Annotated in this window: 15 protein-coding genes; 4 read left to right on the top strand and 11 right to left on the bottom strand. The window is 68.7% G+C overall.

The window, feature by feature from the left end:
- Nucleotides 1-126: 126 nt before the first annotated feature.
- Nucleotides 127-939 (top strand): alpha/beta fold hydrolase, encoded by an 813-nt coding sequence (locus R0232_RS43730; RefSeq protein ID WP_431513494.1) that lies wholly within the window; start codon nt 127-129, stop codon nt 937-939.
- 13 nt (nt 940-952) lie between these two features.
- Complete coding sequence (locus R0232_RS43725; protein ID WP_296779282.1) at nt 953-1,705, top strand: SDR family oxidoreductase; 753 nt, start codon at nt 953-955, stop codon at nt 1,703-1,705.
- 20 nt (nt 1,706-1,725) lie between these two features.
- Here R0232_RS43725 and R0232_RS43720 read toward each other — a convergent pair whose 3' ends face one another.
- Together R0232_RS43720 and R0232_RS43715 are read right to left on the bottom strand one after the other, a co-directional pair.
- The gene (locus R0232_RS43720) at nt 1,726-2,046 is read right to left on the bottom strand and encodes a putative quinol monooxygenase (protein WP_208508169.1); all 321 of its coding nucleotides are present in this window, start codon (nt 2,044-2,046) and stop codon (nt 1,726-1,728) included.
- Complete coding sequence (locus R0232_RS43715) at nt 2,043-2,480, bottom strand: RidA family protein (protein ID WP_296779274.1); 438 nt, start codon at nt 2,478-2,480, stop codon at nt 2,043-2,045. Before R0232_RS43715 ends, R0232_RS43720 begins: the two co-directional genes overlap by 4 nt.
- Nucleotides 2,481-2,656: 176 nt before the next feature.
- On the opposite strand from R0232_RS43715, the gene R0232_RS43710 reads away from it, so the two are divergent.
- Nucleotides 2,657-3,058, top strand: a complete 402-nt coding sequence (locus R0232_RS43710) for a PaaI family thioesterase (protein WP_296779269.1) — start codon at nt 2,657-2,659, stop codon at nt 3,056-3,058.
- Nucleotides 3,059-3,065: 7 nt separating this feature from the next.
- Here the strand turns inward: R0232_RS43710 and R0232_RS43705 are convergent, their stop codons facing one another.
- The 3 genes from R0232_RS43705 to R0232_RS43695 all read right to left on the bottom strand — a co-directional run bounded on the left by R0232_RS43705 (nt 3,066) and on the right by R0232_RS43695 (nt 4,710).
- The gene (locus tag R0232_RS43705) at nt 3,066-3,284 is read right to left on the bottom strand and encodes a hypothetical protein (RefSeq protein WP_296800631.1); all 219 of its coding nucleotides are present in this window, start codon (nt 3,282-3,284) and stop codon (nt 3,066-3,068) included.
- Between the two features lie 122 nt (nt 3,285-3,406).
- Complete coding sequence (locus tag R0232_RS43700; protein ID WP_296779263.1) at nt 3,407-4,264, bottom strand: zinc ribbon domain-containing protein; 858 nt, start codon at nt 4,262-4,264, stop codon at nt 3,407-3,409.
- 5 nt (nt 4,265-4,269) lie between these two features.
- Complete coding sequence (locus tag R0232_RS43695) at nt 4,270-4,710, bottom strand: hypothetical protein (protein ID WP_296779262.1); 441 nt, start codon at nt 4,708-4,710, stop codon at nt 4,270-4,272.
- A gap of 170 nt (nt 4,711-4,880) precedes the next feature.
- On the opposite strand from R0232_RS43695, the gene R0232_RS43690 reads away from it, so the two are divergent.
- The gene (locus tag R0232_RS43690; protein ID WP_296779260.1) at nt 4,881-7,883 is read left to right on the top strand and encodes a CHAT domain-containing tetratricopeptide repeat protein; all 3,003 of its coding nucleotides are present in this window, start codon (nt 4,881-4,883) and stop codon (nt 7,881-7,883) included.
- On the opposite strand, the gene R0232_RS43685 is transcribed toward R0232_RS43690, so the two are convergent.
- The 6 genes from R0232_RS43685 to R0232_RS43660 all read right to left on the bottom strand — a co-directional run bounded on the left by R0232_RS43685 (nt 7,871) and on the right by R0232_RS43660 (nt 12,306).
- Nucleotides 7,871-8,689 (bottom strand): helix-turn-helix domain-containing protein, encoded by an 819-nt coding sequence (locus R0232_RS43685; protein WP_208512629.1) that lies wholly within the window; start codon nt 8,687-8,689, stop codon nt 7,871-7,873. The two genes, R0232_RS43690 and R0232_RS43685, sit on opposite strands and share 13 nt — an antisense overlap.
- Nucleotides 8,686-9,117 carry a PaaI family thioesterase gene (locus R0232_RS43680; RefSeq protein ID WP_296779255.1) on the bottom strand — a complete coding sequence of 144 codons (432 nt, stop codon included), beginning with the start codon at nt 9,115-9,117 and terminating at the stop codon, nt 8,686-8,688. The genes R0232_RS43685 and R0232_RS43680 overlap by 4 nt, the downstream gene beginning before the upstream one ends.
- Nucleotides 9,114-9,494 carry a nuclear transport factor 2 family protein gene (locus R0232_RS43675; RefSeq protein ID WP_296779253.1) on the bottom strand — a complete coding sequence of 127 codons (381 nt, stop codon included), beginning with the start codon at nt 9,492-9,494 and terminating at the stop codon, nt 9,114-9,116. Before R0232_RS43675 ends, R0232_RS43680 begins: the two co-directional genes overlap by 4 nt.
- Before the next feature lie 126 nt (nt 9,495-9,620).
- Nucleotides 9,621-11,423 carry a phage integrase family protein gene (locus R0232_RS43670; RefSeq protein WP_431513493.1) on the bottom strand — a complete coding sequence of 601 codons (1,803 nt, stop codon included), beginning with the start codon at nt 11,421-11,423 and terminating at the stop codon, nt 9,621-9,623.
- A gap of 194 nt (nt 11,424-11,617) precedes the next feature.
- A complete protein-coding gene (locus tag R0232_RS43665) occupies nt 11,618-11,965 on the bottom strand; it encodes a helix-turn-helix domain-containing protein (protein ID WP_408908480.1) in 348 nt (115 codons plus the stop codon).
- Nucleotides 11,944-12,306 carry a chorismate mutase gene (locus R0232_RS43660; protein ID WP_208512624.1) on the bottom strand — a complete coding sequence of 121 codons (363 nt, stop codon included), beginning with the start codon at nt 12,304-12,306 and terminating at the stop codon, nt 11,944-11,946. The genes R0232_RS43665 and R0232_RS43660 overlap by 22 nt, the downstream gene beginning before the upstream one ends.
- Nucleotides 12,307-12,627 lie beyond the last annotated feature (321 nt).

The following is a 12,627-nucleotide window of genomic DNA, read 5'->3' as shown; positions in this document are numbered from 1 at the left end:
CTCATGGGTCGCCTGGACACACAGGCATACAGAGCGCGGCGGGCACGTGCGGCAGCACCCCTAGATTCAGCGCCATCGGCCGATGCCGACCACCCTCCTCCCCCTGTTCAAGCAAGGAAAGACACCATGACCCCGATCTCCCGCCGCCTCGGCGCCACCCTCCTCGCCGGCGCCTTCGGCCTCGCCGCCCTCGCGCCGTTGGCCACCTTCGCGCAGCCCGCGCCCGGCGCACCGGCGCCCAAACCCACCATCGTGCTGGTGCACGGCGCCTTCGCCGACTCGTCGAGCTGGAACGGCGTGGTGCGCGACCTGCAGAAACGCCACTACCCCGTGATCGCGGCCGCGAATCCGCTGCGCGGTCCGGCCTCCGACGCGGCCTCGGTCGCCGCCGTGGTCGATTCGGTGAAGGGGCCCGTGGTGCTCGTGGGCCACTCGTATGGCGGCTCGGTCATCACGGCGGCCGCCAACGGCAAGCCCAACGTGAAGGCGCTGGTCTACGTGGCGGCCTTCGCGCCCGAGGCCGGCGAAACCGCGCTCGGTCTCACCGGCCAGTTTCCGGGCAGCACGCTCGGCCCGACGCTGGCACCGCCGGTGCCGTTGGCCGACGGCGGCAAGGACCTCTACATCGACCAGGGCAAGTTTCCCGCGCAGTTCGCCGCCGACGTGCCGCTGGCCCAGGCGCGCCTGATGGCCGTGGGCCAGCGCCCGATCGCCGAGGCCGCGCTCAACGAAGCGGCGCAGGCGCCGGCCTGGAAGTCGGTGCCCTCGTGGTTCGTCTATGGCGATCGCGACAAGAACATTCCGCCGGCCGCGATGGCTTTTATGGCCGAGCGCGCGCATGCGAAGAAGACGGTGGTGGTCAAGGGCGCCTCGCATGTGGTGATGACCTCGCAGCCCGAGGCGGTCACGCGCGTGATCGTCGAGGCTGCGAGCCGTTGAGAAGGAGCACGCCATGAACGACATGAACATCACAAAGGGCACTAACGGCGTGAAGACGGCACTGGTCTTCGGCGGGGCACGCGGCATCGGTGCCGCCGCCGTGCAGCGCCTCGCGGCCGACGGCCATGCCGTGGCCTTCACCTACGTGTCGCGCCCCGACAAGGCCAGCGAAGTGGTGGCCACCGTGGAATCCGGCGGCGCACAGGCGCTGGCGATCGAGGCGGACAGCGCAGATCCCGCGGCAATCCGCCACGCCGTGGCGCGCGCGGTCGAGCGCTTCGACAGCATCGACGTGCTGGTGGTCAACGCCGGCCTGCTGCGCATGGGCACCATCGACACGGTGAGCCTCGAGGACCTCGACCGCATGCTCGACGTGAACGTGCGCGGCGTCTACCTCGCGATCCAGGCCGCGCTGCCGCACCTGCGCGACGGCGCACGCGTCGTCACGATCGGCAGCAACGTGGCGATCCGCACCGGCCTGGCCGGCGCGAGCGTCTACCAGCTGACGAAGACCGCAGTCGCGGGCCTGGTCAAGGGCGTGGCGCTGGACCTCGCGCCGCGCGGCATCACGGTCAACAACGTCCAGCCCGGCCCGACCGACACCGACATGAATGCCGGCGCGATCGACGCGCTGGCCGGCATGAGCCCGCTCAAGCGGGTCGCGCAGCCGCGCGAGATCGCGGGCCTGATCGCCTACTTGGCGAGCGACGAAGCCCGCTACGTGACCGGCGCGAGCTTCACGATCGACGGCGGGCTCACGCTCTGAAGGCGTCGCCCGCGGCGCTCTCATGTCCGATGCCCGCGCCGCACAAGCACCTCGCCGGCCTCGACGCGGTAGCGCGTCGCATCGACCGCCAGTCCCGGCAGCGCCGCGAGGCAGGCGCGGAATTCCTTCATGTGGGGCGTCTCGAAATGGGCCTGCAGGGCGCCGTCGTCGTCCCACAGCTCGCTGAGCCATGCACGCCCCGCCACCTGCGCGTCGAATCCGATGGCGTAGTGGCGACAGCCCGGCTCCGCGCGCGTAGCGCACTCGAGCACCATGCCCAGTTGCCGCAGGCGTTCGGCGGCCCGAGGGTCGACCTCGATATGCCCGAGCACCGCGATCATGCGTCGCTCCCTTCGATTGCGGCGACATGCGCCACGGCCTCGATCTCGATCAGCCACTCGGGCCGCACCAGGCGCTTGACCACGACGAAGCTGCTGGCCGGCGGCCGCTGCGTGTTCACGAAGCGGTCGCGCACGACGACCACCGAGCGCAGGTCCACCTGGGGCACGCGCTCGTCGCAGAAGTAGTTGAGCTTGACGAGGTCGGCCATCGACGCGCCCACGGCTTCGAGCGCGTGCTGGATATTGAGGAAGCACTGATGCAGCTGCGCGGTGAAGTCGCCTTCGCCGACCAGCGCGCCATCGGCGTCGCGCGCGGCCTGACCCGACACGTGGATGAGGCGGCCGCCCCGGGACTGCACCACGTGCGAGTAGCCCACCGGTGGCGGCAGGGTCGCGGGGTTGTGGAACAGCGTGGAGCTCGGTGCATGGGTCATCGGGAGAGGTCCTTTCAATGGCGGTGGAAGCATCGGCCCATCGGGGCCGCCGCCATTGCAAGGGCTCGAGTGCACTGGAGGTCAAGCACTTTCCGCGCGCGGGCAGCGACGCGGAAAACCCGCCTGGCGATGCGCCCGCTGCTGGCTAGGATCGACGCACACGCAAGGAGACCCGCATGCTCGACATCGCCTCGCTCCAGCAACTGCTGGAACCGATCTTCCCCGGCCTGATGGGCGTGCGCCTCACCGTGCTGGAACCCGATCGCGTGGTGGCGCAGATGGAGGTGCGTGCCGACCTCTGCACCGCCGGCGGCATCCTGCACGGCGGCGCCTACATGGCCTTTGCCGACACGTTGGGCGCGGTCGGCACGATCGCGAACCTGCCCGAGGGCAAGCGCACGACCACCACCGATTCGAGCACCAAGTTCATCGCGGGCGCGAAGCTGGGCACGACCGTGACCGGCACCTGCGTGGCGCTGCACCGGGGCCGCACGACGATGGTGTGGCAGACCTCGGTCACCAATGCCGACGGGCGGCTCTGTGCACTGGTGACGCAGACGCAGCTCGTGCTCGACTGACCGAGGATCAGGCGGCTTTCTTGCCGCCCTCGGCCTTCTCGGGCGTCTTGTGTTCGGCCAGACCCGGCTCGTGGAGCTTCGGGTTCTTCACTTCCTTCATCAGCTTCTCGCCTTCGGTGTCGCGGCCGTCGGTCGGCACCGACTCCTCGCGGGTGACCTCGGGCTCCTCGCGCGGAAGCGGCTCGGTGTTCTCTGCGTGCTCGGCGCTGCGAGTATTGGCTGCCATGGGACCTCCTTTGGCGGGCTTGTGCGGGTGAAACGCACAGCCTCGCCAGCGAGCACGGCGCGGCACGCCATCCTTCGGCGACAGCGCATGCAGGACATTGGCGATGGTCGGCCGGTGCTTCCCTACTTCTTGAGCAAGGTCACGATGCCCGTGACCACCGAGACGATGGCGGTCACGATCGGCGTGACCAGCGTGATGAAGTCGCGGATGCGCTCGGTGTACTGGCGCAGCCGCTGCGCCTTGCCCGGTGCGGGCGAACCGTCGGTGAGCGCGCTCGCGAGGCGGTGCGAGAGCCGGTCGATGCCGCGGTTGCGGCGATGGAACACCAGCAGGCCGGTGAAGATGCCCGTGATGTGGCTGAACGCGATGCTCGTCACGTAGTAGAGGATCTCGCGCCATTCGCGCGCGCCTTGCGGCATCAGCGGCACGTCGTCGGTGTAGGCGATGACAGCCGCCATGCCGAGCACCGACAGCACGGCGATGGCCACGGCCATCAGCAGCTGGTAGGGCAGCCGCACCCTGAACAGCGCGACGAACAGCATGCCCAGGCCCAGCGGCAGCATCACCGAGGCCACGCGCAGGTACAGCTCGTTGAGGTCGAGCAGCACGATGGTGACGGCATGCATCGCGACCAGGCACAGCACGGGCAGCACGAGGAACAGCAGCACCGAGCCGATGCCGGGGCGCTGGGGTTGTGCCGGGGTTGGCGGGATCGCGGGCTCGGCTGCTTCCGGTGCCGCGACCGGCGCGTCCACGGGAGCGGCAACGGGCATCGCCGCCGCGCTGCGCGATGCACTCAGCGCCCCCTCGAGTTCCGCGACCCGCCGCGACAGCGCCTCGAGCTCGCGCCGCAACGGCGCGAAGAAGAACAGGTCGCGCCCGCAGTGCCGGCACGCCAGCGCCTGCTCGGCGATGGGTTCGGCACAGTAGGGGCAGGCGACCGTGCGCGGCGCGTCCGGCGAGGTTGCGGCAACGCCCATGCGGCCTACTGCGCCTTGAACTGGATCAACTTGCTGCTGACGCGACCCTCGGCATCGCCGACCTGCACGCGCAGCTGGTGCTCGCCCGCGGGCACGCGTGCGGCATCGATCGCGATGCCGGTGTCGCTGATGTAGGGCCGCACGCGCTCGGTGAGATCGACCACCGGTTCCTTCATGTACTGCACCTTCACCGTCTTCGGATCGATCACGACGCCGCCGCGCGGCTTGAAGCCGATCTTCAGCGCGACCGCCTCGCGGCCGGCCTCGGTGCTCGGGCTCGCGACCTCGATGCCGGGCCCGCGCGTGAGGCCGGCGCGCTTGTTCTCCAGATAGGCCGAAGGCAGCTTCGCTTCGGCATCGGTGATCAGCTCGAGGCTGGAGGCGGCATGGCAGTACGCCGCGCCGCAGAGCAGGAAGACCAGGGTTGAGAACTTTCCTTTGAACATCGATTGCCTCGCCATTCGCCATTGCCGAAGACCAAAGTCTCGCGCCATCGCAGCGGGCCTCGCGCTACGAAAGCTCGTAGTCGTGAAGCTGCGCCGGCGCCCTTAGCTTCGGGGCATCCACCGCGCGAAAGATGCCATTGCCCACGCTGCTCCACCGCCTCCTTCTTTCAGTGCTCCTGCTGCCGCTGGCTGCCGCGGCCGCACCGCCGTTTCCGCCGCTGGGCGCGGCCTATTCGGAAGTCGGCGGCCTCGTGCGCGAATCCGACGAGTTCGAGAAAGCCGGCCGCTTTCGCGACAGCGACGAACTGCTCCGCCGCGCGCTGCGGCAGTTGCCGCGTGAGCAGGCGACTTCGCTGTCGATGGAGGCCTTTCTCGCGAAGGACCTGATCCTCGGCCGGCTCGCCGACAACAGCGATGCGCGCGCCGACGATGCCGCGCTGCTGGCATGGCTCGAACAGCGCGCAGCCTGGCGCGATGCCTTCTGGGGCCGCGAGGCCAATGCGGCGCTGTCGGGCCGCAACGCACTCGCGCTGCAGTTGTGCAAGGTCGGCCGCTGCCGCGAGGCGCTCGCACTGCAGGAGGAGATCCATCGCCTTACGCTGAAATCGGCCGGCCCGGCCGCGCGCAACACGCTGGTCGCGCGCCACAACCTCGCGGGCACGCTCGGCGAATCGGGCCGCTACGGCGAGGCGCTGGCGATCGGTGACGAGCTTGCGGCAGCCGCGCAGGCGCAATGGGGCGCCGACGATCCGACGACGCTGCGCATGCGCAATGCGGTGGCGGTGAACCTCACCGACCTCGGCCGTTTCGCCGAGGCGCTGAAGCTGCACGAGCAGGTCTACGAAGCGCGCCGCCGCGTTCTGGGCGCGCAGGCACCCGACACGCTGAGTTCGCTGGCCAGCCTGTCGGCCACCTACTCGGCGCTGTACCGCCACCGCGAGGCCCTGGCCTATGCGCAGCGCGTGCACGAGCTCACGGCCGCGGCCCACGGCGACGCCGATCCGCGCAGCGCGCGGGCCGCGAGCGCCGAGGCCATAGAGCTGCGGCGCATGGGCCGGCTCGGCGCGGCGCACGACAAGGCGCGCATGGCCTGGACGCAGCTCGCGGCCGCGCGCGGCGCGGGCCATCCCGACACGCTCTACGCGCTCAACGTCTACGCGAGCGTGCTCGAGGCGCAGGGCCGGCACGAAGAAGCGGCGCAGCGCTCGCGCGAGGCGCTCGACATCCGCGTCGCGCTGATGGGCGAGCAACATCCGCTGACGCTGGCCGCGGTGCACAGCCTGGGCCGCTCGGTGCTGTCGGCCGGCGATGCGAACGAGGCGCTCGCGCTGTTCGAGCGCGCGCACGAGGGCCGGCGCGCGCTGCTGGGCGACGCGCATCCCGAAACGCTGCTGTCGCTGATCGAGCGCATGGGCGCCGCGCTGGCAGCCGACCGGCTCGACACGGTGAAGCCGCTGATGCCGCAGTTCCAGCGCGACGTGGAAGCGCTGCGGGCGCAGCACGGCCTGAGCGTGAAGAGCCGGCGCGCGCTGTTCGAACGCTACGTGGAAGGCTATCGCCACCATGCGCTGGCCAGCGTGCGCGACGGCGAGAACGCGCGGGCCTTCGAGATCGCGGAGCTGTCGAAGGCGCGCACGCTGATCGAGAGCACGGCGCTGCAGCAGGCCAACCGCGGCCGGCTGCTGCCCGCGAAGGAGCAGGAAGCGGTCGACCGGCACGAGGCCGAGCTGGCGCGCATCGACCGCAGCCTCGACGAGACCGGCGCGCAGGTCGACCGGCGCCAGACGCTGGAGGCCGAGCGCAACCGCGTGGTGCTGTCCTATGCCGACCTGCAGCGGCGGCTGCGTTCGCAGCATCCGAAGTACGCGCAGCAGTCGCAGCCGCACCTCGCCTCGCTGGCCGATGCGAAGCGGCTGCTGCCGGCCGACAGCGTGTTCGTGAGCTACCTGCTCGATGGCGACCGCGTGATGGCCTTCGTGGTCGACGGCAGCGGGCTGCTGCAGGCCACCGAGCTCGCACCGCTACCCGGCCTGGCCGACAGCATCGATGCCTACCGCCGGCTGGTGGGCGATGCGCTCGGCGAGGGGCAGGCGGTGTGGCAGCTCGGGCCCGAGCGCTATCGCGTGGCACCGGCCGCGCAGCCGCCGCAGGAGGGCGCGCAACGCGTGAGCGATACGGCGCCGATCGGGCAATGGCTGTCGCGGCGGCTCATCGCGCCGCTGCAGGCGAGCATCGGCACACGGCGGCGGCTGATCGTCTCTCCCGATGGCGCGCTCGCGATGCTGCCCTTCGAGGCGCTGCCCGTCGACGGCGAGCTGCTCGCGCAGCGCCACAGCGTGGGCTATGTGCAGTCGCTCTCGATGATGGAACTGCTGCAGCGCCGCGCGGCCAGTTACGGCCGCCTGCCGCCGCGCAAGGCGATGCTGGCGATCGGCAATCCGGTGTACGAAGGCAATGCACGGGCGGCACAGCCTTCGGCCAAACGCGGCGCGGCCGCCGGCGACGACGCGCTGCTGTCGGCCCGGGCCTCGGCCGAGAGCGAGGAAGGCATCGGCGCGGCGGTCGAGGAATTGCGCGAGAACAGCTGGGAGAACCTGCCTGGCACGCAGCGCGAACTCGAGAGCATCGCGCGCGTGTTCCGGCATCGCCAGGTCGAGGTGATCAGCGGCGCCGACGCGACCGAGCAGAACCTGCAGCGGCTCGACCGCGGCGGCGAGCTCGCGAAGTACCGGCACCTGCTGTTCTCGGTGCATGGCTACCTGAGCCCGAGCGTGCCGGCGCTGAGCGCGCTGGTGCTGGGCCAGGTCGACAACCCGCCGTCGGTGGACGGCTATGTCACGGCCGCGGAATGGCCGGGCTATACCTTGCGCAGCGACCTGGTTGTGATGTCGGCCTGCGAGACCGGCATCGGCAAGGTGGTGGCGGGCGACGGCGTGATGGGACTGCCCTATGCGCTGTACGTGGCGGGCAACGTCAACACGGTGATGACGCTGTGGCCGGTCAGCGACGAGAGCACGGCCCGCTTCATGGAGGCCTTCTTCGCGCGCATCGAGCGCAGGCTGCCGGTGGAACGCGCGCTGGCGGAGACCAAGCGTGCCTTCGCCGAGGGCGAATACGGCGAACGCCTGCGCAAGCCCGCCTACTGGGCGCCGTTCGTGCTCTACGGCACCTGAAGCGCGGGCGCCAAGGGAACGTGGCGCGCCATCGCCTCGGAGGTGGCACGATCGCGCGGGAACCACATCTCCACGCGCAGCGAGGCCGGCGTCACGTCCTGCGGCAGCGCGAACACGCTCTGCATGACCTCGAAGGACAGCGCACCGAACTCGGTGTCGAAGACGAAGCTGAAATACGGCACGCCGACCGCGCGGCCGCGTTCGGGCATGCGGCCCGGATAGCGGCGCTCGAGCGCGCGCGCAAGCCATTCGACGCGCGAGGCGAGCGCAGGCCGGCTCCAGGTTTCGGCGCGCAGTTGCGTGAGCAGCGCGGCGGCCGTGGCCTCGGGTTCGCGGGCGCGCGACAACAGGCCCTGCGGATGGCCGATGGCCGTGATGATGTCCAGGCCCATGCCGCCACCGCCGGCCGTGCGCCAGAGCCCGGGCATCACGACCGACGACAGCCAGCGCGCGCCACGGTTCTGCTCCACCGTCTTCCAGTCGGCATCGAAGGCCAGGCCCGGATGCGGCAGGTGCGCCTCGAGCGTGCGACGCACGGCCTCGCGCACGAGGGTGGCTTCGGCGCCTTGCGTGTCCTCGTCGGGCTGCGGCAGTGCGAAGCCGCATTGCAACAACGCTGCGTTGCGCACCGACACCGGCACGCCCAGCTCGGCCATCCACGCGAGGATCAGGCTGCGGCTCGGCAGCGCGCGACCCGATTCGAGGAAGCTGATGTGCCGCTGCGAGACGTCGAGACGCCCCGCCAGCTCGAGCTGGCTGATGCCGTGCTCGAGCCGCGTGCGGCGCAGGATCAGCGCGATGCTCACACGGCCGGCCGCTCGCCCATCGCGGAGATCGTGCCCTGGGCGACGGCCACCAGCTTCTCGCCGCCTTCGGCGTCGATCGCGAAGATCTCGCAGGCACAGACGGCCTGGCGCTTGCCGCCGTGCAGCACGCGAGCGCGCGCGAGCAGCGTGTCGCCCTGCGCGGGGCGCACATAGTTGATCTTGTACTCGGCGGTGACGACGGCATCGGACAGCGCGCTGCCACCCGCGAAGGTCAGCGCGTTGTCGGCCAGGTAGCTGAGCACGCCGCCATGGGCGAAGCCGTGCTGCTGCTTGAGCTCGGGTCGCAGCGCGAGGCGCAGTTCGGTGAGTGCGGGGCCGAAGGCCAGGATCTCGGTACCCAGCAGCACGCTGAAGGGCTGGGCCTGCAGCACCGAGCGTGCGTAGGCCAGTTGCTTGGGCTCGCTCATGGCGCGGGCTTCTTCGGCGCCATCTGCGCGGGGTCGTAGAAGAACTGCTCCGCCGCAATGCGCTCGCCCGACCAGCGCTGCCAGGCGATCTCCTCGATGCGGCTGCTGCTGCCGTCGAGCCAGTCGAACTCGAAGATCCAGCGGATCGCGACATGGTCGCCCTGCACGAAGGCCGGCCGCACGCACTGCGAACGGACCGCGGAGGCGCGGGCCAGCGTGGCGCGCTCGCGCGCGATGTTGGCGGCCAGGCCCACGCGCGGGGGCGACTGGTTCTCCTGCATGGACGAGTCCTCGGTGTAGAACTCGGCGAGGGCTTCGGCGTGGAAGTTGGACTCCACGCGCGCGATGAATTTCTCGAGGGTCTCTGCTGTGGGCATGGGAAAGGCTTTCGAATCCGGGAGGGGCGCCGGGGCCCAACGGGCCGGCCGACGTCGGCCATCATGCGACGCGACGCCTGGGTTGTCGATGACCTTGGACGTAGTCAGACGTGCCCCCACCGCGACTCATGCCGCGGCTGATCCGGGCGTCGCGCGTCGCGCAACGCGGCGCAGATCGTGCGTGTTGAGACGTCGAACCTGTGCTGCCTGTGCCTCGTCCAGTCCCTGTGCCGCTTGGAGCAGGAAACGCTTCATCGCCTTGTGCAAGCCTGAGGCGGACCAGGGGGGAGGCCGAGGCACCCCAGCAGCGAAGCGCGCAAGTACCGCAATGCCGCGATTGCTTTGCGCGTCCACATGTGGCTCGAGTCCATGGCGCGCCAGCTCCTCCTCCAGTTCGCGCACATGCGCGGCCGCAATCGGCAGTCGCCTGGTCATGCCTGCGGCATCCTTGACCTCGAGCAGCCACGCCGTTTCGGCGTCGGCAGTTTCCTCGACTCTGGGCGGAATAAGGTCTTCGCAACGTAGCGAAACCACTTCACCGATCCGCAAACCGGTGGCACGGATCCATCGCAGCGCCCGACGCAGCCGGCGCACCGCCTCCTCGTCGCTCTGTAGTCCCAACTGCCGGTCTAGGTGATCCCACTGCATTGGATCTGCTTGATCAGACTGCACTGCCACCGGGGGAATCACAGGCAAAGCGTGGGTCGCAAAGGGGCTGCATGTGAGATACCCGCGATGCACGAGATGTGAAAAAAGGCTACGCAGGATCACCAGCGCCTGGCGCCGTGCCGAAGGAGAGAGCGCGCCTTCGAAAGGTCGCCACATCGGCGACCAGCGTTGATGGTGACGCGGACCGCACCATGCGGCGGGCGGTGAGACGAGGAAATCTGCGTAAGCACCAACGTCATCTGCCGTGAGCGACGACAGTGGCTTGCCACGCTCGAGCGTGGCCCACAGAAGCAGACGTTCGGCTTCCTTGCGATAGGACCGCCGAGTGGCGCTGAGCACCGGCGGCATCGACGAGATCTCCAAACCCGATGACGCACCCCGGCTGTGAAGCCATTCAAGAACAGCCTCGACATCGTTGCTCTCAGGCGACTTGCCTTCAATCGAAGGAGCACACCGAAATGCCCCTCGGCTGCCGTCCAGAGAAGGGGGCAGCATCAACTTCTCGAGAGGCCGAAGCTCCATCGCAGGCTGCACCGCCGCATGGAGCTCGTCGAAGGCAAGTTGCGAACGCTTTCGCAGCGCGTGTCGCCCCACGCGCAGGCCGAGTGCTTGCTCATTCGCTTGAAGCCACTCAGCCACTCGCGCCGCCTTGTGCGCACCGATCCCGGGTACCCTGACCCACCAGCGCGCGCCGCTCTGATTGACGTGCTCCACCAACTCCCGCAGCGTACGTAACCCACTTCGCTCCAACCGGCCAGCCAGTAAGGGATTCAACCAAGCGCTTACCGGATCGTCAGGTCGAGGATCTTCAGCAGTCAGGTCTTCGAGCCAGCGCAGCGCTTCAAGCTGGCGTTGCACAACCCGCGCGCGACGCGAACTCGCGACGCCCTGCCCGACACCATCGCTGGGACCGGCGCCTGGATGCGCCGCCTCGTAAGCCTCGATCTGCTCGGCATGGGAAAAGTCTTCCAATCCCTGCTCGCGGGCGAAATCCTCCAGCGTCGGCAGCTTGGGCGAGCTTGCAAAGCGTTCAGGATCCAGCAGGATCAGCCGTGCAGTACCGGGGCGGCGCTCACGCCGCGCAGCAGCCGCGAAGGCATCGCGCATCCAGCCGATCGTGCGCCTTACGTTGCGCATGTCTGCCGACTCACCCTCAAGACGCAGATACCGATCCCAGCTCGCTCGGGCGTCGAGCCCCTGAATCAACGCCCGCATGAACGCGAAGTGCGCGCGCTGCAAGCGTTGGCGGTGAGTTTTCATGTGGAATCTCGGAGACAGGACGATAGCGGCGTCGCAGCATGCCTTGTCGGACGACACATGCAAGCCTGCGATGCCGGACGCTCTACCCTCACCCATTCTAACTATCGTCCCATCAAGAGATCTGGGCTGGAAGACACCGCACAGTGCGGCCTTCCCCCGTCCCTTGGCGTCTGCCCACGCCCACCAACGACTTCCTACAGGGAGCAAAAACGACCCGCCACCACCAGATCGATCGCGCATGCGATTCGCTCAAGAACGTCCGGCGGCGGTTGAACTTGGCCAAGTTCTATGCGAGAGATCATCGAGCACGGCACACCGGCAATTCTGGCCAGCTGCTTTTGGGACAGGCAAGCTGCCGTACGGAGATCGAACAAGTTCCTACCGCTCTGCGTATCCCATCGGGCACTCGGCCGTCTCGATGGACCCCCGATCGCGGGGCGGCTTGCTGTGTCGTCCCCGTGTGTAGATAAAGGTGTTACCAAGGCATCCGATCCAGCCGCTCGCGGCCGTCCAAGCGACGTCAGCTCAATCCGCTGTCGCATGGCATCTTCATGGCTTCAAGCTCGAGGTGACATGCCTCATCGATGATCAGCGAATAAAGCGCTTGCATAAAGCCGCCGCGAATGCCGTGGTCGGCACCAAATATCGCAGCCCTTCGCTGGACCAGATCCATGCGCCGAGGCTCCAGAAGCGACATACCGTGCTTGCGCTTGTGAAGACCGATGCGCCAGCAACAGTCCAGCCGTTGGCGAAGTGCCTGGAGCAGACGCTCGTCTACACCATCGAGCTGATCGTGAAGTGCTTTCAGAGTAACGAGCGCTTGATCGGAGCTGGCGCCTGGTGCCTGAATGTCAAGCGCGTAGAACGAGGATGGTGATTGCATGCGTCCGGTGAAAAGTGTTCCTGGACGCAATCCTTATCGCTTCCGCCATCGACAGCAAGGCTTGCATGGCAAGCAAATCAAGGCGCTCGGATCTCACCGTGCAGCGAGCGCCAAGCCGCGCCGTACAAGGACTATCCCGCTGTGCACCGGCACGGGTTTCGTGCGACGCAATTTCCCTCAAAGGCCCCGGCATCGCGAAAATCCCGGCGGCGGGCCATCCAGTGCCACCGCGCAACGAGATGTCCTGAACTTTTCTCCTACCCAGATCCCCACAACGTGTTCGGACTCGGCAGGCGGTGGCCGAGCGGCGGCCCCAGCCGA

It is taken from the genome of Variovorax sp. DAIF25, from assembly GCF_050711835.1.
Taxonomy (GTDB): Bacteria; Pseudomonadota; Gammaproteobacteria; order Burkholderiales; family Burkholderiaceae_C; genus Variovorax.
The sequence above is the reverse complement of the archived record's forward strand: the minus strand, read 5'-3'. Positions and strand labels throughout refer to the sequence as shown.

What these genes read in the sequence shown, in the direction of transcription:
- R0232_RS43730 (WP_431513494.1), top strand. Translation starts at nt 127, where the DNA reads ATGACCCCGATCTCCCGCCGCCTCGGCGCCACCCTCCTCGCCGGCGCC.
- R0232_RS43725 (WP_296779282.1), top strand. Translation starts at nt 953, where the DNA reads ATGAACGACATGAACATCACAAAGGGCACTAACGGCGTGAAGACGGCA.
- R0232_RS43720 (WP_208508169.1), bottom strand. Translation starts at nt 2,046, where the DNA reads ATGATCGCGGTGCTCGGGCATATCGAGGTCGACCCTCGGGCCGCCGAA.
- R0232_RS43715 (WP_296779274.1), bottom strand. Translation starts at nt 2,480, where the DNA reads ATGACCCATGCACCGAGCTCCACGCTGTTCCACAACCCCGCGACCCTG.
- R0232_RS43710 (WP_296779269.1), top strand. Translation starts at nt 2,657, where the DNA reads ATGCTCGACATCGCCTCGCTCCAGCAACTGCTGGAACCGATCTTCCCC.
- R0232_RS43705 (WP_296800631.1), bottom strand. Translation starts at nt 3,284, where the DNA reads ATGGCAGCCAATACTCGCAGCGCCGAGCACGCAGAGAACACCGAGCCG.
- R0232_RS43700 (WP_296779263.1), bottom strand. Translation starts at nt 4,264, where the DNA reads ATGGGCGTTGCCGCAACCTCGCCGGACGCGCCGCGCACGGTCGCCTGC.
- R0232_RS43695 (WP_296779262.1), bottom strand. Translation starts at nt 4,710, where the DNA reads ATGTTCAAAGGAAAGTTCTCAACCCTGGTCTTCCTGCTCTGCGGCGCG.
- R0232_RS43680 (WP_296779255.1), bottom strand. Translation starts at nt 9,117, where the DNA reads ATGAGCGAGCCCAAGCAACTGGCCTACGCACGCTCGGTGCTGCAGGCC.
- R0232_RS43675 (WP_296779253.1), bottom strand. Translation starts at nt 9,494, where the DNA reads ATGCCCACAGCAGAGACCCTCGAGAAATTCATCGCGCGCGTGGAGTCC.
- R0232_RS43670 (WP_431513493.1), bottom strand. Translation starts at nt 11,423, where the DNA reads ATGAAAACTCACCGCCAACGCTTGCAGCGCGCGCACTTCGCGTTCATG.
- R0232_RS43665 (WP_408908480.1), bottom strand. Translation starts at nt 11,965, where the DNA reads ATGCGACAGCGGATTGAGCTGACGTCGCTTGGACGGCCGCGAGCGGCT.
- R0232_RS43660 (WP_208512624.1), bottom strand. Translation starts at nt 12,306, where the DNA reads ATGCAATCACCATCCTCGTTCTACGCGCTTGACATTCAGGCACCAGGC.